Origin of the sequence: Enterococcus sp. DIV1726a (genome assembly GCF_051710985.1) — a bacterium.
Lineage (GTDB): Bacteria > Bacillota > Bacilli > Lactobacillales > Enterococcaceae > Enterococcus_B > Enterococcus_B hirae.
The window spans coordinates 2,190,125-2,214,671 of sequence record NZ_JBIOLS010000001.1 but is presented as its reverse complement, the minus strand read 5'-3'; the positions used below and the strand labels follow the sequence as shown (position 1 = coordinate 2,214,671).

19 protein-coding genes and 1 other annotated feature are annotated in these 24,547 nt (G+C 37.7%); of the genes, 16 read left to right on the top strand and 3 right to left on the bottom strand.

All coding sequences use genetic code 11. From position 1 onward, the window contains the following. Nucleotides 1–19: 19 nt before the first annotated feature. Nucleotides 20–260 (top strand) — a binding site (T-box leader). Between the two features lie 47 nt (nt 261–307). From IGJ27_RS10035 to IGJ27_RS10015, 5 genes are all read left to right on the top strand, one after another. Further along, nucleotides 308–2,953: a valine--tRNA ligase gene (locus IGJ27_RS10035; protein ID WP_010718728.1), complete on the top strand. Its 2,646-nt coding sequence runs from the start codon at nt 308–310 to the stop codon at nt 2,951–2,953. Nucleotides 2,954–3,168: 215 nt separating this feature from the next. Continuing rightward, a complete protein-coding gene (locus IGJ27_RS10030; RefSeq protein WP_178305752.1) occupies nt 3,169–4,482 on the top strand; it encodes a bifunctional folylpolyglutamate synthase/dihydrofolate synthase in 1,314 nt (437 codons plus the stop codon). Continuing rightward, the gene (locus IGJ27_RS10025; protein ID WP_081128168.1) at nt 4,472–5,128 is read left to right on the top strand and encodes an HAD family hydrolase; all 657 of its coding nucleotides are present in this window, start codon (nt 4,472–4,474) and stop codon (nt 5,126–5,128) included. Before IGJ27_RS10030 ends, IGJ27_RS10025 begins: the two co-directional genes overlap by 11 nt. A 57-nt stretch (nt 5,129–5,185) precedes the next feature. Next, nucleotides 5,186–5,878, top strand: coding sequence for a RadC family protein (gene radC, locus IGJ27_RS10020; RefSeq protein ID WP_034698946.1), 693 nt, complete (start codon nt 5,186–5,188; stop codon nt 5,876–5,878). Between the two features lie 163 nt (nt 5,879–6,041). After that, nucleotides 6,042–6,242: a cold-shock protein gene (locus IGJ27_RS10015; protein WP_010718724.1), complete on the top strand. Its 201-nt coding sequence runs from the start codon at nt 6,042–6,044 to the stop codon at nt 6,240–6,242. A 165-nt stretch (nt 6,243–6,407) separates the two neighbouring features. Here the strand turns inward: IGJ27_RS10015 and rnjA are convergent, their stop codons facing one another. After that, the gene (gene rnjA / locus IGJ27_RS10010) at nt 6,408–8,090 is read right to left on the bottom strand and encodes a ribonuclease J1 (protein ID WP_010718723.1); all 1,683 of its coding nucleotides are present in this window, start codon (nt 8,088–8,090) and stop codon (nt 6,408–6,410) included. 1 nt (nt 8,091) lies between these two features. Beyond that, complete coding sequence (locus IGJ27_RS10005) at nt 8,092–8,304, bottom strand: DNA-directed RNA polymerase subunit epsilon (RefSeq protein ID WP_010718722.1); 213 nt, start codon at nt 8,302–8,304, stop codon at nt 8,092–8,094. A gap of 389 nt (nt 8,305–8,693) precedes the next feature. Here IGJ27_RS10005 and efrA point away from each other — a divergent pair, with 389 nt between their 5' ends. From efrA to IGJ27_RS09985, 4 genes are all read left to right on the top strand, one after another. Next, nucleotides 8,694–10,424, top strand: a complete 1,731-nt coding sequence (efrA, locus tag IGJ27_RS10000) for a multidrug efflux ABC transporter subunit EfrA (protein ID WP_010738063.1) — start codon at nt 8,694–8,696, stop codon at nt 10,422–10,424. Beyond that, nucleotides 10,421–12,187 carry a multidrug efflux ABC transporter subunit EfrB gene (gene efrB / locus IGJ27_RS09995; protein ID WP_010718720.1) on the top strand — a complete coding sequence of 589 codons (1,767 nt, stop codon included), beginning with the start codon at nt 10,421–10,423 and terminating at the stop codon, nt 12,185–12,187. The genes efrA and efrB overlap by 4 nt, the downstream gene beginning before the upstream one ends. A 519-nt stretch (nt 12,188–12,706) precedes the next feature. Then, entirely contained in the window at nt 12,707–14,179 is a 1,473-nt protein-coding gene (locus tag IGJ27_RS09990; protein ID WP_178305753.1) for a lectin-like domain-containing protein, read from the top strand. A gap of 669 nt (nt 14,180–14,848) precedes the next feature. After that, nucleotides 14,849–15,337, top strand: a complete 489-nt coding sequence (locus IGJ27_RS09985) for a gamma carbonic anhydrase family protein (protein ID WP_010718718.1) — start codon at nt 14,849–14,851, stop codon at nt 15,335–15,337. Between the two features lie 86 nt (nt 15,338–15,423). Here the strand turns inward: IGJ27_RS09985 and clpP are convergent, their stop codons facing one another. Further along, nucleotides 15,424–16,017, bottom strand: coding sequence for an ATP-dependent Clp endopeptidase proteolytic subunit ClpP (gene clpP / locus IGJ27_RS09980; protein ID WP_010718717.1), 594 nt, complete (start codon nt 16,015–16,017; stop codon nt 15,424–15,426). Nucleotides 16,018–16,195: 178 nt separating this feature from the next. Here clpP and IGJ27_RS09975 point away from each other — a divergent pair, with 178 nt between their 5' ends. The 7 genes from IGJ27_RS09975 to IGJ27_RS09945 all read left to right on the top strand — a co-directional run bounded on the left by IGJ27_RS09975 (nt 16,196) and on the right by IGJ27_RS09945 (nt 24,380). Continuing rightward, nucleotides 16,196–16,723, top strand: coding sequence for a hypothetical protein (locus IGJ27_RS09975; protein WP_010718716.1), 528 nt, complete (start codon nt 16,196–16,198; stop codon nt 16,721–16,723). A gap of 470 nt (nt 16,724–17,193) precedes the next feature. Continuing rightward, on the top strand, nt 17,194–17,928 hold the full coding sequence (locus tag IGJ27_RS09970) for a glycerophosphodiester phosphodiesterase (RefSeq protein ID WP_034698950.1): 735 nt from the start codon (nt 17,194–17,196) through the stop codon (nt 17,926–17,928). A gap of 7 nt (nt 17,929–17,935) precedes the next feature. Beyond that, on the top strand, nt 17,936–18,862 hold the full coding sequence (gene miaA, locus IGJ27_RS09965) for a tRNA (adenosine(37)-N6)-dimethylallyltransferase MiaA (protein ID WP_081128158.1): 927 nt from the start codon (nt 17,936–17,938) through the stop codon (nt 18,860–18,862). Beyond that, a complete protein-coding gene (gene hflX, locus IGJ27_RS09960; RefSeq protein ID WP_178305754.1) occupies nt 18,852–20,084 on the top strand; it encodes a GTPase HflX in 1,233 nt (410 codons plus the stop codon). The genes miaA and hflX overlap by 11 nt, the downstream gene beginning before the upstream one ends. A gap of 203 nt (nt 20,085–20,287) precedes the next feature. Next, entirely contained in the window at nt 20,288–20,680 is a 393-nt protein-coding gene (locus IGJ27_RS09955) for a MerR family transcriptional regulator (RefSeq protein WP_010718712.1), read from the top strand. A 30-nt stretch (nt 20,681–20,710) separates the two neighbouring features. Further along, nucleotides 20,711–22,051 carry a type I glutamate--ammonia ligase gene (gene glnA, locus IGJ27_RS09950; protein WP_010718711.1) on the top strand — a complete coding sequence of 447 codons (1,341 nt, stop codon included), beginning with the start codon at nt 20,711–20,713 and terminating at the stop codon, nt 22,049–22,051. 811 nt (nt 22,052–22,862) lie between these two features. Further along, on the top strand, nt 22,863–24,380 hold the full coding sequence (locus tag IGJ27_RS09945) for a hypothetical protein (RefSeq protein ID WP_256733915.1): 1,518 nt from the start codon (nt 22,863–22,865) through the stop codon (nt 24,378–24,380). Nucleotides 24,381–24,547 lie beyond the last annotated feature (167 nt).

The window sequence follows — 24,547 nt, the reverse complement described above, 5'->3', positions numbered from 1 at the left end:
TTGAACCATTGTAAAATGAGGCATAACGTTGATCAAGAGGAGTAACTAGTTACAGCCTTTTAGAGAGAGAACGAGATGGTGGGACGTTCTTAGGAGAGACTAGTGAAGGTAGCTTGGGAGTTTTTATCTTGAACCCTTTATCGTGTACAGCAAACCGATAAAACCTAGAGATAAACGAGTCGTGATCGTTAACTCACATGAGAGGTAGTAGGAAACTGCTACAAATTAGGTGGTACCGCGTAAATCAATACGTCCTAAAATACGAAAGTATTTTAGGACTTTTTTTATTTTTAAGGAGGACATCAGTATGACGGAAGAAAAAAATCTATCAACAAAATACAATCCGCAAGAAGTTGAAGCTGGCCGTTATGAAAAATGGTTGGAACAAGATTTGTTCAAACCAAGTGGCGATCAGAAAGCAAAACCCTATTCAATCGTAATCCCCCCACCAAATGTTACAGGAAAACTTCACTTAGGACATGCCTGGGATACGACTTTACAAGACATGCTGATTCGTCAAAAACGGATGCAAGGCTTTGATACCTTGTGGTTACCTGGAATGGACCATGCAGGGATCGCTACACAGGCAAAAGTAGAAGAAAAGCTTCGTCAACAAGGAATTTCGCGTTATGACTTAGGACGTGAAAAATTTGTGGATCAAGTATGGGAATGGAAAGAAGAGTATGCAAGCCATATCCGTGAACAATGGGCAAAAATGGGCTTATCTCTCGATTATAGTCGTGAACGTTTTACACTAGACGATGGCTTGTCAGAAGCTGTTCGTAAAGTATTCGTGACACTTTATGAAAAAGGCTTGATTTATCGTGGTGAATACATTATTAACTGGGACCCACAAGCACGCACTGCTTTATCGGATATCGAAGTGATCCACAAAGAGATTGAAGGTGCTTTCTACCACATGAGCTATGAACTGGCTGATGGTTCGGGTGTAGTGGAAATTGCAACGACTCGTCCAGAAACTATGCTAGGTGACACAGCGATTGCTGTACACCCAGAAGACGAGCGTTATCAAGCGTTGATCGGCAAAAAAGTAATTTTACCATTAGTAAATAAAGAAATTCCGATTATTGCAGATACGTATGTTGATATGGAATTTGGAACAGGCGTAGTGAAAATTACACCTGCGCATGATCCAAATGACTTTGAGGTAGGTAACCGTCATGATCTGCCACGTGTAAATGTGATGAACGAAAATGGAACGATGAATGACTTAGCTGGAAAATATGCAGGCATGGATCGTTTCGAAGCACGTAAAGCGATTGTCTCTGATTTGAAGGAAATCGGACGATTGATCAAAATTGAAAAAATGATCCATAATGTTGGGCATTCAGAACGTACGGGAGTAGTCATTGAACCACGCTTGTCCACACAATGGTTTGTTAAAATGGCTCCATTAGCTGAGAAAGCAATGAAAAATCAAGAGACTGATGATGCAGTTGAATTTTTCCCACCACGTTTTAATCAAACATTTTTACGTTGGATGGAAAATGTTCACGATTGGGTTATCTCTCGTCAATTGTGGTGGGGACACCAAATCCCGGCTTGGTACCATAAAGAAACGGGTGAAATGTATGTAGGGATGGAAGCTCCAGAAAATAGTGAAGAGTGGGTACAAGATCCAGATGTATTAGATACTTGGTTTAGTTCAGCATTATGGCCTTTTTCAACGATGGGATGGCCAGATGAAAATAGTGCTGATTATCAACGCTATTTCCCAACAAGCACATTAGTAACTGGCTACGACATTATCTTCTTCTGGGTTAGTCGAATGATTTTCCAAAGCTTAGAATTTACGGATCGTCGTCCGTTTGAAAATGTTTTGATTCATGGGTTGATTCGGGACGAACAAGGACGTAAGATGAGTAAATCTCTTGGAAACGGCATTGATCCAATGGAAGTGATTGAAAAATATGGCGCTGATGCCTTACGTTGGTTCTTATCAAACGGTTCAGCACCTGGTCAAGATGTCCGTTTCAGCTATGAAAAAATGGATGCAGCTTGGAATTTCATTAATAAAATTTGGAATGCTTCACGTTTTGTTATTATGAACAGTGAAGGCATGACAGTTGAAGATATTACGCTAACTGGCGAGAAAACTGTGGCAGACCGCTGGATCTTGACACGTCTAAATGAAACGATCGCTAAGGTTACTGAACTCTTTGATCATTTTGAATTTGGGGAAGCTGGGCGTCAGTTGTATAACTTTATTTGGGATGATTTTTGTGACTGGTATATCGAGATGAGTAAAGAAGTCTTGTATGGTGATGATGCTGTCTCAAAACAAACAACACAAAGTATTTTGGTGCATACGTTAGATCAAATTTTGCGTCTATTGCATCCAATTATGCCATTTGTTACTGAAGAAATTTGGCAACACATCCCACATCAAGGTACTTCTTTAGTAGTTGCTGATTATCCGGTGGTTCATCCGGAATTTAATGATGAAACAGCTTCAAAAGGGATGGAAGTACTCAAAGAACTAATTCGTTCCGTACGTAACATTCGTTCTGAAGTGAATACACCATTATCAAAACCAATTACATTAATGATTAAGATCAATGATCCGAAAATCGGTCAATTCTTAACAGAAAATACCAGCTATATCGAGCGTTTCTGTAATCCAGAAGAGCTAACGATCTCAAGTGAAATCGTTGCGCCTGATCTAGCAATGTCAGCTGTATTGACAGGGGCAGAAATTTTCTTACCATTAGCAGGTTTGATCAATATCGAAGAAGAAATCAAACGGTTAGAAAAAGAACTAGCGAAATGGACAGATGAAGTGAAACGAGTACAAGGAAAATTAGGCAATGAACGCTTTGTTGCCAATGCGCCAGCAGAAGTGGTTGAAGCAGAGCGGGCAAAAGAAAAAGATTATTTGGACAAACAAGCAGCAGTTACAGAAAGAATCCGCAGCTTAAGAACAATCCAGTAATCTGACATTCGAACAATCGTACAAATGCAAAAGAGAGCGGAAAGTAGTTGAAAAACATTTCCGCTCTTTTTTTAAGTAAAAAGCAAGACGTCAGCACAAATAAGTAGAATCAGAATGGGCTATTCAGTATTTCTTCTTCTTTTACATACACTACGTTTTTTCCTGTGTTTCCGCTTGCTTTTTGCTATAATAAATATGGAATGGGGGAAACGTTGATGAAAATAGAAGAAGCAATCGCCTGGATCCATAGCCGCTTGCCATTTGGCTCTCGTCCGGGACTAGATCGAGTGGAGGCATTATTAGAGATAGTCGGGCATCCAGAAAAACAGGTGAAAACGATCCATATCGCAGGAACCAACGGAAAAGGTTCGACGGTTACGTATCTGAGATGTCTACTAGAAGAAGCAGGACTGACAGTGGGGACATTTACTTCGCCGTATATTGAATCTTTTAATGAACGAATCTCGATCAATGGACAAGAAATTCCAGATCAAGACTTAATCAAGCTTGTACAAAAATACCGACCACTTGTTGAACATTTGGATCGATTTGAAGCAGTTGCCGGAATAACTGAGTTTGAAACGCTGACAGCAATGGCATTTGATTATTTTTTGTGTCAAAAAGTCGACGTTGCTATTATTGAAGTTGGGTTAGGCGGTTTACTAGACTCAACGAATGTTGCCGTACCATTACTTACAGGAATCACCACGATTGGCTTGGATCATACGGATATTTTAGGAGAAACAATTGAAGAAATCGCTGCCCAAAAAGCAGGAATAATCAAGCAAGGGGTGCCTGTCGTTACGGGAAATATCGAAGAAAGAGCTTTAGAAGTAATCAAAAAACAGGCTAGACTAAGAAATGCCCCCCTTCATATTTTTGACGAAAACTATCAAGTTACTTATCAACATCCAGCTGAGCGATGGGGAGAAGTATTTTCATTTCATAATGAGCATGGAAAAATGACCTCGCTTACGATTGGCATGATTGGACAACATCAGACAGAAAATGCTGGTATGGCAATTGAACTATACCAAGTTTACTGCAAGATGACAGGTATACCATTTAGTGAAAAAGAAATTCGTAAAGGGCTGAAAAAAGCGCACTGGCCTGGACGAATGGAAAAATTAAGTGAAGAACCTTTTGTTATTTTAGATGGCGCTCATAATACACATGCAGTCAGCCGTTTGGTTCAAAATTTGAAGAAAGAGTTCAAAGATTATCGGATCAATATTTTATTTTCTGCACTAAGTACAAAAGATGTAGAAGCAATGCTAACCCAATTAAAAGCAGTTCCTAATGCGCATTTGTATTTAACGACGTTTGAACACCCGAAAGCATTGGATTTAAGCACCGTGACTGATCTTGTAGATGAAACAGTTTCAATTGTTTCATTATGGCAATTTGGTTTAGCTGAAATATTAGAAAAAATGACCAATGAAGATGTCTTAGTGGTTACAGGTTCTCTTTACTTTATTTCTGAAGTACGAACACTATTGTTACAGTTAGGAGGAAAAAATGAATTATAAAGCTGTCATTTTTGACATGGATGGGTTACTCTTTGACACAGAAATCGTCTACTATGAAGCCTCGCAAATGGTTGCTGATCAAATGGGCTTTCCTTACGACAAAGAATTGTATTTGAAATATCTAGGTGTATCAGATGAAGAGGTTTGGGCAAATTATCATCAGATCTTTGCAAGTTTTGGGGAAAATAATGTCCAAAAATTCATTAATGATGCTTATGAAGAAACGATCAGACGGTTTTCCTTAGGTGCAGTGCAATTAAAACCAGGAGTAATCGAATTACTGGACTTTTTAGAAGAACACCGAATACCTAAAGTTGTCGCTTCTAGTAACCAACGTCATATTATTGAGCTATTATTGGAAAAGAACCAACTGACAAACTATTTTGAAACGATTGTTTCAGCAGAAAATGTCAAACGTGCTAAACCTGATCCAGAAATCTTTTTGCTTGCCCATGAATATCTAGGAACGAAAAAACAAGAAACATTGGTTCTGGAAGATTCTAAAAACGGGATACTTGCAGCAGCAAGTGCGGAGATCCCAGTGATTATGATTCCAGATTTGTTGGCTCCTTCAGAAGACTTGCAACAAAAAACGTTAGCAGTTTTATCTTCTCTACACGAAGTACCAGGATATCTAAAAAAATAAAAATAGCTCCCCCCTTTTTTCGTATCTTATTAGTGAGAAGAAGAAAGGGGGGATTTTATGGAAAAAAATTTGCTGGATGCTGTGCCAGCAACCTCACTTCCAAGGGAGCGAATGTTGCTTTACGGAGAGAAAGCACTCTCTGATCAAGAATTACTTGCTATTTTATTACGCACGGGACAGCATCCCTATAATGTCTTGGAACTAGCAGGTAATTTGTTGAAAACATTTGGTGGACTTGCACTGTTAAGACAGGCAACGCTGTCTGAGCTGGAAAAAATACGAGGAATTGGTCAGGTTAAGGCTCTTGAAATCAAAGCACTGATCGAGCTAGGAAAAAGAATCCAAACACAGCATGTAGCGGTACAACCCACGATCCATGCCAGCTATGAATTAGCGCATCAATTAATCATAGAATTAAAGGATCACAAACAAGAACATTTGATTTGTATTTATTTGGATACTAAGAATCAAGTATTGTTGAAAAAAACGCTATTTATTGGTTCCCTGGATCAAACGATCGCACATCCAAGAGAAGTGTTCCATTATGCTGTTCGATATTCTGCAGCGAGAATTATTTTAGTTCATAATCATCCCTCGGGGAATGTTCTTCCATCTAAACAAGACTTGCTTTTTACTAAAAGAGTTCAAAAATGTGGGGAGATGATGGGAATCGATGTCTTAGATCATTTGATCATTGGATGCAAACAGTATTTTAGTCTGAGAGAGGAGGGATTGATGGAAGAGGAATAAATTGAATAAGTGGAAGTAGCTTTCTTGCAAAAAAAAAGAACCAAGTGTACAATTATATTGTAATTTTGTTTGGGAATAGAAGTTGAAACATCTGTTGCACCTCTATCGTACGCGAGCAATGTTACAATCAATTAAGTGCTTAGGCACGAGGAGGGTATTATTAATGGAAAACGGAACAGTTAAATGGTTCAACGCTGAAAAAGGATTTGGTTTTATTTCACGTGAAGACGGAAGCGATGTTTTTGTTCACTTTTCAGCTATCCAAGGTGACGGATTCAAAACTTTAGAAGAAGGTCAAGCAGTGACTTTTGATGTTGAAGAATCAGATCGTGGCCCACAAGCTGCTAATGTTGAAAAAGCTTAAGTAGAGCGAGTAAACTAAATAAGTGTTGTTCACCTATTTAAACATGTTAAGAGCGTAAGTGATTACGCTCTTTTTTGTTACAAAAAAACTTATAATGGACAACTGCGCCGAACTTTACCCATCTATGTAGGAAGTCGGCGCATGCAGCCATTATAAGTTTTTCATTTATTTTTCTTCATCAGGTGTCATCACCATTGGAAGGATCATTGGATGTCTTTCTGTTCGTTCAAATAAGAAAGGTTGTAAAGCGCCTGTCATGGCTTCTTTCAGTTTATGTTCAGAGCAATCAGGAGCATTTAACACTTCACGCAATGCATGGAAAAGGATGCGTTGCGCCTCATTGATCATCTCACCTGATTCACGCATATAAACAAAGCCACGTGATAAAATATCAGGTCCCGCTAAAATTTCTTTCTTTTTGATGTCGACAGTAGCAACTGCCAGAACTAGTCCTTCTTCAGATAACAAATGACGGTCTCTCAAAACAACATTTCCAATGTCACCGATCCCGCTACCGTCGATATAGACGTCACCGGCAATAAAATGTCCGGCTGGACGAGCGGTTTCGCTAGTCAAAGCCAACACATCTCCATTTTCCATAATAAAGCAATTTTCAGCCGGTACACCAGTATCTTGAGCAAGGGAAGCATGGATCTTCAACATTCTGAATTCTCCGTGGACTGGAACAAAGTATTTAGGCTTCATCAAACGAAGCATCAGCTTTTGTTCTTCTTGACCACCGTGTCCAGAAGTATGGATATTGTTGATTTTCCCATGAATGACTTCTGCACCAGCTTCAGATAATAAATTGATCAAATGGTTGACGCTGGTAGTATTCCCAGGAATTGGTGAGCTTGAGAAAATGACGGTATCATCTGGTTGGATCTGGATTTGGCGATGGGTACCATTAGCAATACGACTTAAAGCAGCCATCGGTTCACCTTGAGAACCAGTACATAAGATCATCGTTTCATTCGCAGGTAATCGATTGATTTCATGTGCATCAACGAAGGTTCCTTCTGGGACTTTGATATAGCCTAAACGTTGGCCGTTAACGATCGCATTTTCCATACTGCGTCCAAAAACAGCAATTTTTCTGCCGGTAGCAACCGCTGCATCTGCTGCTTGTTGTAGACGGAAGATGTTTGAAGCGAAGCTGGCAAAAATGATCCGACCTTCGATTTTCTCAAAAATCTTTAGGATCGAAAGACCAATCGTTTTTTCTGATTTTGTAAATGTTGGGATCTCAGCATTTGTACTGTCTGATAGCAAGCAGAGTACGCCTTCTTCACCGATCCGTGCCATTTTGTGCAGGTTAGCAGGTTCACCGACTGGGGTGAAATCAAATTTAAAGTCACCTGTTGCAACGATATTACCAGAAGGTGTTTTTACAACGACACCCAACGCATCAGGGATACTATGGGTTGTTCTAAAAAAGCTGACCGATGTTTTTCTGAAACGAATCACGGTATCTTCATTGATTTCATGCAATTGTGCATCTCTAAGCAAGCCATGTTCATCCAACTTATTGGTAATCAGTGCAAGCGCTAATGGCCCAGCATAAATAGGGATATTCGCTTGTTTCAACAAATAAGGAATGCCACCGATATGGTCTTCGTGTCCATGCGTGATCACCAGTGCTTTCACTTTGTGTATATTTTGAACGATATAGTTGTAGTCAGGAATTACGTAGTCAATCCCAAGCAGATCATCTTCTGGAAACTTGATTCCAGCATCAATGATGATAATCTCATCTTGGAATTGTACCCCATACGTGTTTTTCCCGATTTCACCTAATCCACCAATAGCAAAGACGCCTGTCTCATTATTTTTGATGGAAAGTTTCATTTTAAAACTCCACTAATGTGAATTCAGCATTTTCTTTTTCGTATTCTAGATGACTGCCTTCTAGAAGTTGAACGAATTCAATGTTGTATGGGGTATTTTCTTCCACTTGTTGACGTGCGTCAACATCACTATTTGCTTCAATGTAAAGTGATTTTGTTTCTTCCCGTTTAGGATTACGGATTTTTGATTCTTGATAATATACTTTGTAAATCATGTTTATGTCTCCTTTATCTGCATGTCGCAGTAATTTAGCTAGTTGATTTTTTTTAGACAACACAAAACGAGGGGTCAAGCCACCTGTTTTTTGATATGCTTTGATTAAAATGAGCGATTCTAATCAAAGAGACAAGCCTCGTTTTGCTTCTCTGTTCGGAAATTTTTTCAACCGTACCTTCTGTATGAATTCATACAATAGTTAATTGCTATTTTAGCATAAAAAAGTGGATAAGTATAGAAATCAACAAGGTGGAAAGGAAAAATGTTTTTTATCATTTAAATGTAATAAAAAAAATTTTTGATGAGAGAGGTGTTCTATATACTGTAGGAGTGTGCTATTATTTTTATTAATAGCTAAATTTATTCTAATTAAAAGGAGATGAGAGTTTGAAGTTGATGTGGCACTATACCATGCGCTATAAGAAATATTTGTTATTAAATTTCATCTGCGTATTTGGTTTTATTTTAATTGAGTTAGGCTTACCAACGATTTTAGCTCGTATGATTGATGTCGGGATTCGTAACAACGATTTTGGTTATGTAAAACAACAAGGGATCTTGATGGTCGTGATTACTGTGGTTGGGATCATTATGAATATTCTATTAGGCTATTTTGGTTCACGGATCACGACGAACATCGTTGCGGATATTCGTGATGATCTATTCAAGAAAATCCAGAGTTATTCTCACCAAGAATATGAAACATTAGGGGTTGCTTCGTTGATCACGCGTACGACGAACGACGCTTATCAAATTATGCTGTTCTTACAAAATATCTTACGGATCGGATTTATGACACCGATGATGTTTGTTGTCAGTCTTTATATGGTTATGCGGACCAGTGTTTCATTGAGTTATTATGTGATCGGAGCGCTACCGTTTTTACTACTTTCAGTGGTTGCGATTGCGAAATTTTCTGAACCGTTATCAAAAAAACAACAGAAAAATTTGGATAAGATTAATAGTATTTTACGTGAAAATCTTTCAGGATTACGTGTTATCCGGGCATTCGTTAATGAAAAATTTGAAGAAAAACGATTTGCGAAAGTTAATGATAACTATACAAAAAGCTCGAAAAGCTTGTTTCGTTTAATGGCTGTTGCACAGCCTGGATTCTACTTCCTGTTTAACATTGTAATGGTCTTGATTATTTGGAGCGGAGCGGTTCAAATCGATGCTGGTTCACTTCAAGTGGGGGATCTGATTGCATTTATTGAATATATTTTCCATGCATTATTCTCCTTCATGCTGTTTGCAAGTGTCTTTATGATGTATCCACGGGCAGCTGTTTCAGCAGGGCGTATCCAAGAAGCATTAGATGCCTCACCGTCGATCAAAGAAGATCCAAATGGTGTATCTGAAACAAAAACCAAAGGATATATTGAGTTTAAGAATGTGACATTTGCTTACCCTGGACATTCACAAGAACCCGTGATCCGTAATGTGAGTTTTACTGCTTCGCCAGGAGAGACAGTTGCATTCATCGGTAGTACAGGTAGCGGGAAGTCAACGTTGATTCAATTGATTCCTCGATTTTACGATGTAAGTGATGGGGAAATCCTTATTGATGGCGTAGATGTCAGGGACTATCGCTTGAGTAAATTAAGAGATAAAATTGGCTTTATTCCTCAAAAAGCATTGTTATTTACTGGGACGATCGCAGATAATTTAAGATATGGAAAAGAAGATGCTACGCAAGAGGAGATGGAGCGAGCAGCTGAAATCGCACAAGCAACGGACTTCATTTCGAAGAAAACGGATGGGTATGATGAACTTCTTTCCGAAGGTGGAGCTAATTTCTCTGGAGGACAAAAGCAGCGTTTAGCGATTGCCAGAGCTATTATTCGACGTCCGGAAATCTATATTTTTGATGACAGCTTCTCGGCACTTGATTATCAAACGGATGCAAAACTTCGAGCTCGCTTGAAAAAAGAAACGACCGAATCAACGGTGTTAATCGTGGCGCAGCGAGTGGGTACGATCATGCATGCTGATAAAATCATCGTCTTGAATGAGGGAGAAGTCGTAGGTATCGGGACACACCGTGAATTATTAGAAAACTGTCCAATCTATTATGATATCGCAGCTTCGCAATTATCGAAGGAGGAATTAGCATGAAACAAACATTATCTTCCTTAAAACGATTAGCTCGATACATCAAACCTTATCAGTTAACATTTTTCTTTGTGCTGTTGTTTACTGTTTTGACGGTGATTTTCAACGTTGCTTTACCCTACGTTGTCGGATTGCCAACTACTGAGATCAGTCACAATATTGCAAACAACGAAGCAATTAATTTTTCTTATATTTTCAATTGTTTGATTTGGATCACGATCGTGGGCGTTGGTTATTGTGTTTCGCAATTACTTTCAGGTGTTTTGATGACGAATGTCGTGCAAAGTGCAATGCAAGATTTGCGAAGAGATATTGAAGAAAAAATCAATCGATTGCCTGTTTCTTATTTTGATAAAAATCAACAAGGAAATATCTTATCTCGGGTGACGAATGACGTAGACGCAGTCAGTGGGGCGTTACAGCAAGCGTTTATCGGTGTGGTGAATGCTATTTTAGGGATCACACTGGCAGCAGCGATGATGTTTTATATCCAGCCATTGATGGCGTTGATCTCGATGATCATGATTCCTGCATCTATCTGGATTTCAAAACGTGTGATCAATGCTTCGCAAAAATATTTCCAAGAAATGCAAAATTCGTTAGGGGATTTAAATGGTTATGTCCAAGAAAATATGACTGGTTTTAGTGTGTTAAAAGTTTATGGACGTGAGCAAAAAACGTTTGAAGGATTCAAACAAGTCAATCATCGATTGAAACATTATGGATTTAGAGCAGCCTTTATATCTGGATTGATGATGCCCTTAGTTCAGTTGACCGCATATGCTACTTATATCGGTATGGCTGTATTGGGAAGTTTTTACGTCATTACGGGTGTCATCGTTGTGGGGCAATTACAAGCATTTATCCAATATATTTGGCAAATCAGCCAGCCAATGGGGAATATCACACAGTTATCTTCTGTATTGCAAAGTGCATCTGCGGCTACCAGACGTGTCTTTGAGATTTTAGATGAACCAGAAGAAAAAGAAAATAAAGTGGATGTCACTTTACCAGAAACAGTAGCAGGAAATGTTTCATTTGAACATGTTGATTTTGCTTATGACCCTAAAAAACCGTTGATTCAAGATTTGAACTTTGAAGTAAAAGCTGGTCAAACAGTTGCGGTAGTCGGGCCAACCGGTGCAGGGAAAACCACTCTGATTAATTTATTGATGCGTTTTTATGATGTGAGTCATGGGGCAATAAAAATCGATGGTATTGATACTAAAACGATGAGTCGTAGTGATGTCCGCTCATTATTTGGTATGGTTCTTCAAGATGCTTGGCTCTATGAAGGGACAATTGCTGATAATATTCGTTTTGGTAAATTAGATGCGACGGATTATGAAGTCGTTGATGCAGCAAAAACAGCTAACGTTGATCATTTTATTCGGACAATGCCTGATGGTTACGAAATGGAAATCAACGCTGAAGGTGACAATGTTTCGTTAGGGCAAAAGCAATTATTGACTATTGCCAGAGCCGTGGTTTCTGATCCTAAAATCTTGATACTTGATGAAGCTACTAGTTCTGTCGATACTCGTTTAGAAGCATTGATCCAAAAAGCAATGGATCGTGTAATGGAAGGACGAACAAGTTTTGTTATTGCTCATCGCCTTTCAACAATTCGTGATGCGGATTTGATCTTAGTGATGGATCAAGGACAAATTATCGAAAAAGGAACGCATGAAGGGCTGTTAGCTCAAGGCGGATTCTATGAAAAACTGTACAATAGCCAATTTGCTGAAGATGTTGCTGATGCTTGATACCGATTAAACCAAGAGGTTGTGAAAGAAGCGATCAGCTCCGAGCAAATAAGAAAGAATTTTAGAATAGAGAGACTGAGGAAAAACTTTCCTCAGTCTCTTTTAGTATCTCTAAAAATTGAATAAACAGTGAGATAAAAGTAGCATCAAGAAATAAGAAGCATCAAGTAGGTAACGATCAACAGCAAAAAACGAGTGTTTATGCTTCTTGTCAATTTTCGGAAATCCCTTCTTATTTCTTGATGCGAAACATTTTTGTCTCACCTCTTTTTTTATTTGTTGGACTACTATACAAAATAAAAATAATAGGATCTGAGCGTTACGATAATTTTGTAGTAGAAAAAAGATCAAGGGAGGCGAAATAGCATTCAAAAATGCTTCTACTACTGGATGCTTGCTAGTAAATGAATTTTACGCGTAATTGTTTACTAAAAGAATGAAAAGAGATGGTGAAATGCAGATAAAACGGAAAAGGATAGTGTATAAAAAATAACTATATGAATGGGAGTGTTATTTATTATGAACAAAAAGACCTTTTATAAAAAAGTATGTGCAGGAACTATTGGATTAATTGGGGTAAGTGTTGTTGGATTGTCAGTAAATGCAGAAACTAGTAATGTTTTAGTCAATAAAAATATTGCTATCTCCCAAAATGTGGATCAAAATAATTTTGATTTGAAAGACATCGTCGCATTTAATGGAAGTGCCGTCCAACTTGATTCCCATACAGCTCGTCTTACTCAATCGAAACAATTTCAAAAAGGAACAATATCTGGAATCGTCTCCCTTGATATGAACTATGATTTCTTGTTGGATATGGATGTCAATTTAGGTGATAATGTAAATGGTGCTGATGGGGTAGGTGTGGCTTTCCACCAAGGAGCAATTGGCGACATTGGAGCTAATGGTGGTGGTCTAGGTATCAGAGGCCTGAAAAAGGGAATTGGATTTGAATTGGATACCTATTCTAAAGCGCCAGATAGAGATGATGCGGATACTTCTTTCAACCATGCTCAAATGGTTGGTGCTCATGGAGGCTTTGTTTCAACAGATGCCAACAGCGGATTTTTAACCGCTTTAGCTCCTATGCAACAAATTAAATTCACGCCAAATACTTTTAAAAAATTAACGTTAAAATGGAATAGCAAGCAACAACTTATTACTGCAGATTATGATGGGCAACATTGGGAATTGAAAAATCCAAACATCGATAAATCAAAGAAATATACTTTTACGATTGGAGCTGCAACAGGAGAACACTTCAATACGCATACTGTCAGAATCAATCAATTTGCAGCTGTTTTTGAAAAACCAGAGTTACATGCAAATGATATTGAAATTTTGCACGATGAGTTATTTGATCCATATGACAAACGAATCAATCTAAGTGCTTATGATCGTGTTGACGGAGACATCACAGACAAAATCAAAGTGGTAGAAAACAACGTTGATTCCTCTATTCCTGGAAAATACCAAGTCACTTATGAAGTGAAAAATAGTGTAAATGAAGTGGCTAGAAGAACGATTAATGTAACGGTGAAAATCAATGATACTTGGCCTGACGGACAAACTGCTGGATGGAAAATGTTCTCAGGAGATGACATTGAACTAGTGAAAGACCCTGTGAATGCTTTAGTTGGTGACTATACTTTCTTTGCTGATCAGCATGCTAGTGTATATAAAATCTTTAACGGTAGTGAAGCTTTAGAAGAAAATGCAACTTATCGAGTAACCGTTTATGTGAAACCAGTGGTCGATATGTTGAGTGACCATTATGTAAAAGTGGCATTGAAGGAAGATACTTCGTCTAAAGATAGTCGTGAACTCCTTAACACCACATTGATGAGAGATGGGGTTTTAGAAGAAAAAGGATACTATCGACTTACAACTACTTTTAAAGTAAATAAAGGAGAAACAAGCCCACTAATCAATGTAGAAAACTATAAAGCTGGCTATATCGGCTCAATCAATATTTCTAAAGTAAATGGATAAAATTTAGCTACCAGTTTAGATAGCATATAGATAAAAGGAAAGAGCTTGGAACACGAAAGATTGTTCTGAGCTCTTTAGTTGTGTAAAAACGAGAGGTTGAGACAAAAGTGTTCAGCATCAAGAAATAAGAAGGAATTTTCGAAAATTGACAAGAAACACAAAAACTAGTTTTTGATGTTGATTGTTACCTACTTGGTGCTTCTCAAATTTTTGGTAAATTTCGGCAAATTTTCCGAAGATGCTACTTTTGTATCACCGTGAACAAGAGGTCGTGAAAACATCGGGTAGCTCTGATGACAATAAGAAAGAATTTTTTGAAACAGCTCCTCATGTTTTGAAAAATTCAGGCTTATTTCAAGGAGCTGATGTTTGAACACCGTTTAGCAAGAGGCTGTGAAAGAAGCGTTCAGCTCCGAGCGAATAAGCGATGATTTTTTTAAATAGCTCCTCATATTTTAGAAAATCATCGCTTATTGTTGAGGAGTTGCTTCTTGAACGCCGTTTATTCGTTTTTAGAGATACTAGAAGAGACTGAGACAACTTTTGTCTCAGTCCCTAGAGAGTAGGCGTGCTTGAAGGGACTATGAAATAATAGCTGCCAGTCTTTTTGAAGGAGAAATCCATCTTCTGCTATAATTGGAAATAAGCCAAAAAAGGAGATGTGTAAAAATGAGTCAAAAATTTATTGCACCGAATGCAACTGTTGTTGGCGATGTAGAGCTCGCAGAATCGGTCACAGTTTGGTATCAAGCGGTGATTCGTGGGGATAGCAATACGGTTAAAGTTGGAGCAAGAACGAATATTCAAGATGGTACTGTTATTCATGTGGACCATGATGCACCAGTTGAAATTGCTGAAAATGTAACGGTAGGACATCAATGTATGCTTCATGGTTGCACCATCGAAAAGGGCGCGTTGATTGGTATGGGATCAACTATTTTGAACCATGCAGTAATCGGTGAAAATAGTTTGATTGGTGCTGGTTCTTTAGTGACCGAAGGCAAGGTCATTCCGCCCAACGTATTAGCGTTTGGTCGGCCAGCTAAAGTCATTCGTCCTTTAACGGAAGAAGAGATTGAAAAGAATCGCCAAAATATTCAACATTACGTTGAACTTGGAGAACAATATAACGAAGGAAAGTTTAAAGAACAGCATTGAAAAACCGAGCTTTCGTTCCAACTGAAAAAAGGACGATGAGCCGCTCAATCGAGCAGTCCCATCGTCCTTTTAGTTTACAAATGATATTAGTTTAATCCAGCACTGTTTTCCATCACTTCATCAATCAAACCGTATGCTTTCGCTTGTTCAGCAGTCATGTAATTATCACGGTCGGTATCTTTTTCGATCACTTCAAGAGGTTGACCAGTACGTTCTGCTAAAATTTTGTTCAAGCGTTCTCGTGTTTGTAAAATGTGACGAGCTGCGATTTCGATTTCTGTCGCTTGACCTTGTGCGCCGCCAAGTGGTTGATGGATCATGATTTCAGCATTTGGTAAAGCAAAACGTTTGCCTTTTTTACCTGCTGTCAGTAAGAAACTACCCATAGAAGCAGCCATACCCATCACAATGGTTTGGACATCTGCTTTAACAAAATTCATCGTATCATAAATCGCCATTCCAGCAGTAACAGAACCGCCAGGAGAGTTGATATAAAGATAAATGTCTTTTTCAGAATCTTGTGCATCTAGGAAAAGCAATTGAGCAATGATCGAGTTTGCAAGATCATCAGTCACTTGACCACTTAACATGATAATGCGGTCTTTTAATAAGCGTGAATAAATATCATAAGCTCGTTCGCCACGAGAGGATTGCTCAATAACTGTAGGGATTAAATTCATAATTTGGTTCCTCCTTAAGTTCTTTACAAATAGTGTAACACAAATTCATTTCTTCTACCTAAAAAGTAGTATACATTCTTGGTCAATAAAGGTCAAATAAAAAAATTTTAGAAAATAGTCTGTGCTTGCACGTTTATGTTATGATGAAATAGAAGAATACAGCAAGGAGGAACACTAATTGGTAGTTGGCATCGTAGGCTTAATTGGCGTTTTATTAGGAGCTATTTTAGTATATATCGGGATGGTTGTTCAGATGCGCCATCTTGAAAACAAAGAGCAACGAAGACGGGAATTAGAATTAAAAGTCAAAGAGATTGAGACTTTGAATCAACTAAATAAAAAAATCAATGAAATCTTGCAAAAAAGAGCAACACTGTTAGATGAATATGTCAGCTTTGATGCATTTGATGATTGTTATATCACTATTGATGATTTTGCTTATTTACAGTCATTTGCTGCACAAAATAATTTTTATCTTCCAAATTACATCTTAGAGGAGTTGTTTAAAAACATTGCGCACCGTAAAGTCGTTCTTTCTCCTGACGAAACGATGAAAATAGGCGGTTATGCTTATAAAGGTGGACGTGTGATCTTAGAAAACTTCACGGATAATCTGACGGAAATGATCAATGAAAAAAAAGCGCAATTAAAAAGTGTCACGCGACAACCCATTGGCTTTTTCTCAAATGATAATGTGTGGAGCTAATTGTTTTTTGAGTTGAGATCGAAGAGGATCAAAAAACTTTTATAATTTGTAAAGTCAAGGTTGTGACAGAATTGTCTAGCTTTTAGAAATAAGCCGAAGAATCCAAAAGTAGTTCCTTATATTTTTGGTTTTTTCGGCTTATTTTTCGATAGATGAAACACTATGAATGAGAGATTGTGAAAACAGCAGTTTGCCCTGAGTATGAAGAATGAAAATCTCGAAACAGCTCCCCATATTTTGAGATTTTTGACTGATCGTCGAAGAACAGCTTTAAGCGAATGAGAGAGGACTTTTATAGCTTTTCATATTTTAGAAAATCATCGCTTATTGCTGAGTAGTTCTTTATTGAATACCGTTTACTCATTTTTTAGAATGACAAGTCAACCTCATTCTTAACCATTTGAAGTATTACGACTTTTTCACAGCCTTTTTCCTATGGTACAATCAAAGAGACTGAAAGTGGTGATGAAATGGTTCAGATTTTTGCGCATCGTGGAAGTAGTGGTACCCATCCAGAGAATACATTGCCTGCGTTTGCCGAAGCGGTTCGAATAGGTGCAGATGGGATTGAACTAGATGTTCATTTGACGAAAGATGAGCAGATCGTGGTGATTCATGATGAGGAAGTGGATCGGACGACGGATGGCAAAGGATTGGTACGGGAAAAAACATTAGCAGAGATAAAAAAGTTGAATGCAGGAAAGTGGTTCAATACAGAGTTTCAGGCAACAAAAGTGCCAACTTTGAAAGAGGTCTTGCATCTTTTTTGGGAAATGAATTATCGTGGAACGGTAATGATCGAGATCAAAACAGATAAATATGAGTATGCTGGCATCGAAGAAAAAGTAGTTCAACAATTAAAAGCAGTGGAATGGCCTTTTCGACATGCGTACTGCAGTTTTAACTTTCATACATTGGAACGAGTAGTAAAAATTGATCCTCAAGCACAGCTGGATCTTCTTTTAAGTACGTCACAAAAGAAAGTACAGTTAGCTGAAGATACTCCTTGGATAGAAGGGATTCATCCTAGAGGTGACTGGTACTTGGAGCATTTGCCATCCATGGAGACATTCCCCAAATCGATCAGATGCTGGACCATCAACGACGACCAGCAGATGACACGATGTTTCGATCAACAACTAGATGCAATAATCACAGACTTTCCCCAAAAAGCATTTTGGATAAAACAAACAATGAAAAAGTAGGATGATAATGGAAAAAGTATTAGTAATCGTTGGACCTACAGCGGTAGGGAAAACAGCGCTTAGCGTGGAATTGGCTAAAAAATTTCACGGTGAAATTATTAGTGGGGATTCACTGCAAGTGTACAAAAAATTAGATATCGGGACGGCTAAAATAAAAACGTCAGAAATGGAAGGTATCCCTCATCATTTGATTGATGTCATCGAACCGAATGAAACTTATTCCGTAGCAGATTTTCAAAAAGCTGGACGAAAATTGATCACAGAAATCACAGAACGTGGTCGTTTGCCGATGATCGTTGGCGGAACAGGGTTGTATATTCAATCTTTACTTTATGATTTTCAATTGGGTGCAAAAGAGGAAAGCGTCACAGCAGTACGAAAAAAATATGAAGAATTAGCTGAAACACTCAGTAAAAAAGAACTTTGGGAGTGTTTGAAAACAAAAGATCCGCTAGCAGCGGAAAAAATCCATTGGAATAACCAGCGAAAAGTGATTCGAGCTTTAGAAGTATTTGAAGTGACTGGCTACAGTATCACAACACCGCAAGAGGAACCCGCACGTCTTTATGATTATTGTATGATTGGTCTTAATACCGAGAGAGCCTTGTTATACCAGCGCATCAATCAACGTGTAGATAGTATGTTAGAGGAAGGTTTATTAGAAGAAGCACGTTTTGTGTATGAACTTGGTGAAGTCCAAGCGAGTCAAGGTATTGGATACAAAGAATTTTATCCGTATTTTAAGGGAGAAGAATCTTTAGAAAACGTTGTGGAGCAGTTGAAGATGAACTCGAGACGGTATGCAAAGCGACAATTAACATGGTTTCGTAATCGTCTTGATGCACATTGGTTTGACTTATTAGCAGAGTCCAGTAGTATGGAGCAAATTGATCAATTGATCAGAACGTGGTTGGAGGAAAAAGATGACAAATAAAAAAGAAAAAGTGATCATCGTAGGCGTTGAGACAGAACAGAATCAACGATACTTCACAGAGTCGATGGCAGAATTAAGCAAGCTGACCAATACAGCTTCTGGGGAAGTTGTATTTACATTGACGCAAAAACGACCGCAAGTCGATCGTCAAACCATTATCGGTAAAGGTAAATTACAAGAATTGATCCAACAAGCGGATGCTCATGAAGCGGATCTGATTATCTTTAACCATGAAATGACCCCTCGGCAGAGTCAGCTAGTCTCAGAAGCAGTAGGAATCCCTATCATTGACCGAGTCCAGTTGATTTTAGATATTTTTGCCATGAGAGCCCGTTCGAAAGAAGGAAAGCTGCAAGTAGAGCTAGCTCAATTAGAATACCTTTTACCACGCTTAGCTGGACAAGGAAAGTCATTGTCTCGATTAGGTGGTGGAATCGGAACGAGAGGACCTGGGGAAACCAAGTTGGAAACGGATCGACGTCATATCCGTAATAAAATATTAGGGGTAAAACGTGAGTTGAAGGCTGTAGAAGCGCATCGAGCGAGAAACCGCCAAAAAAGACAGTCTAGTGAAATCTTTCAAATTGGTTTGATTGGGTATACCAATGCGGGGAAGTCAACCATTCTTAATTTGCTTACGCAAGCGGATACGTATTCTAAAGATCAGTTATTTGCTACTTTGGATCCCTTAACAAAGAAATGGCGATTTGCAGAAGGATTTGAGATTACGGTTACTGATACGGTTGGATTTATTCAAGATCTTCCGACACAATTAATTGATGCGTTCCATTCAACATTGGAAGAAAGTCAATCCATGGATCTATTGTTACATGTAGTTGATGCAAGTTCGCCAGATCGTATTTTGCAGGAGCAGACTGTATTACAGTTGATGGCGGAACTAAAGATGGAAGAGATGCCTGTATTAACAGTCTATAACAAAGCGGATCAAATTGATCCAGCCTTATTTACTCCCTCACTCTTTCCAAATGTATTGATATCGGCGCAAAGTACCGATGGGAAAGAAAAGCTAGTACAAGCGATCAAACAGCAGTTGTTGGAATTGATGACGCCATACACACTCTTTGTGCCAAGCCAGAATGGACAAACATTAAGTGCTTTACGAAGACAAACCCTCGTTTTGAAAGAGCATTTTGTAGAAGAAAAAAATGGATATGAAGTAAAAGGATTTGCAAAGTCAACTTCTAAATGGCTGAATAGTTAAATGGTCGTTGTCTCTTTCTTATCAGAGTGACCTATGTATTTTCTCTTTTTTTAAAAGTTAGAAAACTTGAGCAATGAATCGTTGCTCAAGTTTTTTTGTAAAAAAAACCAACTCTCATGTTAGAAAACCTGACATAAGCGGTTGACAGTAGTTTTTTTGCTTGGTATACTTTACCCAACTTGTTAAACGAAAGGGGACGTCTGATGGGAGAAAAGGAATTGCGCCGTTCAATGTCTGTATTTCCAATTGGTACAGTAATGAAACTGACTGATTTATCCGCACGACAAATTCGTTATTATGAAGAACAAGATTTTGTTCATCCTGAAAGAAGCGAAGGAAATCGTCGAATGTATTCATTAAACGATATTGACTTGTTGTTAGAGATCAAAGATTATCTTTCTGATGGATTAAATATGGCTGGTATCAAACGAGTTTACGAAATGGCTCAAGCCAAAAAACAGGAAGAAAAGAGCAAAAAACCGCTAACTGATCATGACGTTCGACAAATTTTTCGTGATGAGATATTGGCGCAAGGTGGGCTAAGTAAAACTGGGCATTATCAGTCGCAAGGAATGCAACGACAATTCTTTGACTGAATAATATAAAGAAAAAGAAAGAGGGATACCATGGTAAAGAAACAAATAACTGGTGATGAAATTAAACGAATCATTGAAGAAGAGAACGTTCGATTTTTAAGATTAATGTTCACAGATATCTTAGGAACGATCAAAAATGTCGAAGTACCCGTTAGTCAAATCGATAAAGTACTTGAAAACAAAATGATGTTTGATGGTTCTTCGATCGAAGGTTTTGTTCGGATTGAAGAAAGCGATATGTATTTGTATCCTGATCTTTCAACATGGATGATCTTCCCTTGGGAAAGTGATCATGGCAAAGTAGCTCGTTTGATTTGTGATATCTATAACCCAGATGGCACACCTTTTGCAGGTGATCCACGCGGGAATTTGAAACGTGCATTAAAAGATATGCGCAACCTTGGATTTACCTCTTTCAACTTAGGTCCAGAACCAGAATTCTTCTTATTTAAGTTAGATGAAGATGGTGGAATCACGACCACGTTAAACGATAAAGGTGGATATTTTGATTTTGCACCAACAGATTTAGGTGAGAACTGTCGTCGTGATATTGTTTTAGAATTAGAAAGCCTTGGGTTTGAAGTAGAAGCTTCTCACCACGAAGTAGCTCCTGGGCAACATGAGATTGATTTTAAATATGCAGACGTTGTGGATGCTTGTGACAATATTCAAACATTCAAACTAGTCGTTAAAACAATTGCTCGTAAACATGGGTTACACGCAACGTTCATGCCTAAACCATTATTCGGGATCAATGGTTCGGGGATGCACTGTAATATGTCCTTGTTCAATGATGAAGGAAATGTCTTTTATGACAAAGATGGCGATTTAGAACTTAGCCAAACAGCGTATCATTTCCTAGGTGGGCTATTGAAACATGCTCGTGCCTATACAGCGGTTTGCAATCCTACCGTCAACTCATATAAACGTTTAGTTCCTGGCTATGAAGCACCAGTATATGTGGCATGGAGCGGTCGTAATCGTTCACCATTAGTCCGTGTTCCAGAATCACGTGGCTTATCCACACGTTTGGAATTGCGTTCAGTTGATCCATCTGCTAATCCATATCTAGCAATGGCTGTTTTATTACAAGCTGGATTGGATGGCGTTCGTAATGAAATCACGCCACCAGCAGCTGTAGATCGAAATATTTATGTGATGAACGAAGAAGAACGAGAAGAAGCACACATTCAAGATCTTCCTTCAACGATCCATAATGCAATCAAAGAATTAAGAAAAGACAAAGTGATGATAGATGCTTTGGGACAACATATCTTTTCAAACTTTGTCGAAGCAAAACGCTTAGAATGGGCGGCGTTTAGACAAACTGTTTCAGAATGGGAAAGAGAACAATACTTGGAATTGTATTGATTATCGCTACCCCATTAGAATATGAATAACTGGAGTTGGAGAGATCAATCTCACTTCATTCTAAAAACGAGTAAATGGGTTTTTAGCATCAGCTCTTTGAAATAAGCCTGAATTTTTCAAAACATGAAAAGCTGTTTCGAGATTTTCATCCTTAATACTCAGGGCAAACCGCTCTTTTCACAACCTTCTTATGCTTGATAAACAGGACAATAAGCCAAAATTTTACGAAAAATGAGTACGACTGAAAAGAAAGACAGTTTGTTTTAACTGATTTCTTAGTCGCTGAAGACTTATTTTAGGAAATTTTGGCTTATTTTGTTCGCGCATTGTTTGGTGAGTAACTTATGTGGTGGGACAACAAAAAACTCCTGAAGAATACACTTCAGGAGTACGAGAATGAGAAACGGATGATGTTAAGTTATTCTGAATCACAAATAACTGGTTGGATTGTGTAATGAAATCATTCTCTACGAGTAGTATACAGCTATTTCTGATTGAAATTTTTTTTAAAATTTTAATGGAAAGAAAATTATTTGCAAAATATGAATAACACACCTATTCTATAGTATAAAAAAAATTTTTTCATTTTTTTGTGTGTAGAATTTTTCTAAGAATATTCTTGTCTTACAGTGATTATTGCACTCCTGGTTGATACGCACAAGTAAAAAATGAGTTCATTGAAGATTGTATATGATGATAAATAATTGAATTTTTTTAATTTGAGCATACCTATTTCTTCTGGGGGGAAAATTAGGTATGCTCAAATTAAAGTTATTGCCTTATTATTATATTATAAAGGAGGCATAAATTTATGAATAAAGTTGAATTAGATCAAATAATCAAAGATATGAATGAAGGATTAGAGGAAGATGAAGAAGAAATATTTTTATTAAACCTACGTACTTATTCTAAAGATGAAATCAATTACGTAGTAGATCGTCTTAATCTGGATGATCATACTCGTGAACAGGTTAGAACATCACAAATTAATTCAATGAAAAAACATCAAGTGCGAAAAAAAAATTTATTAAGAGACGAAAAACTTAGAGCTGTTCATAAAAATTTAAACAAACAAAGTGAGGAAGTCAATTCATTCTCTGATCGCTCAAAGATGATAGATACAGTTGTTGCATCTATCAATCAATTGATTCATGATCCGGAAATTAATGTTATTCAACCAATAGACGATATTGATATAAGTGAGGCATTAGACGTCTTCTTTGAAAAAACCTATTTTACACCAGATGAAATAAATTCTACTATTGATAAGCTAGAACTAGCAAATAAAGAAAATCTTCGTGAAACAATTAGAAAAAGGGAGATTGAAGAAGAACCTCGACGTAAAATCAAGTTTTTAAAAGAAGAACGAATACAAAAAATTAACGAAATGGTGCAACAGTCGATGACATCAAGGACGTTCACAGAGGTTTCAGAGAGTCTTAAAAAAATGTATTCAGAGTTACCTTACAAAGTTAATGAGGCTGATTTAAGTGAGGATATAGAATTTGTAATAGAAAATTTTAAGATGAAACCTAATGATATTGGTTCTTTCGTGGACTTGTTTGACCTCAGTCCTGATACTCGTAATAAAATTAAAGAATCACAAAAGAAAAGAATTGAGGAGATGAAGGCAATAAGGGATACTGAACTTTCAATAAAAATAAAAAGGTTGAGAATGCGCCGTCCTTTTACCCTGATACAGGATATCACTTCAGTACTTCGTGAGCAAATGAATGACCCAGTTATTCCACTTGCACAACACGAGGTTGTATCTATATTAGAAGAGAATTTAGATATACCACATAGTACAACAATAGAAGGTACTTCAAGACGTGTTTTGCCTCTTAGGCAGAATGAATATAGGGAAATTATACATAATCTTGGTTTGAGCGTGGAAAACGTAAATGAACGTTGGCAGTTTAACCGCCATGCTGTAGAACTGCTGACTAACTATGCTGAATTCAATATGTTACAGTATCCACAAACAGATCTTGTGCATGGCAATCCACAGGAACTTTCAAACCTTGAATTATATAAAAGAGAATTTAGAGAGTTGGTTAATGAAAGTGTAGGCAAGGTGGGAACTAAAGCTGAAGATAAATTAGGTTTTCAAGCTGAATTTTCTAATTTGACCCCCGGACAACAGGAACAGGTAATAAAAAAAGTGGAGGATTTTAAGAAAAGAAGACAAGAAAACTGGAAACAATTAGATGTAGAAAAATTGTCACCGTTAAAAAATAGGACAGAAAAATTCAATGCTGCAAGAACGAGAAGTACAAACATATCTGAAAAAAAAGGACAAAAATCTTCTAGAGATCATCAAAGATAGTCTAGTGAATGAGTAAAGAAGTCGTATGGCTAATCGTTCTTACTAAAAGAATGAGTGTACTATTTTTCGTGCAGTTTTTTATTAGAGAGTGAACTACCTGTTTTCATTTATCAATGACGTTGGATTATTCTTATGACTAACGACATCTGCAACGTTAAATTAGAGGC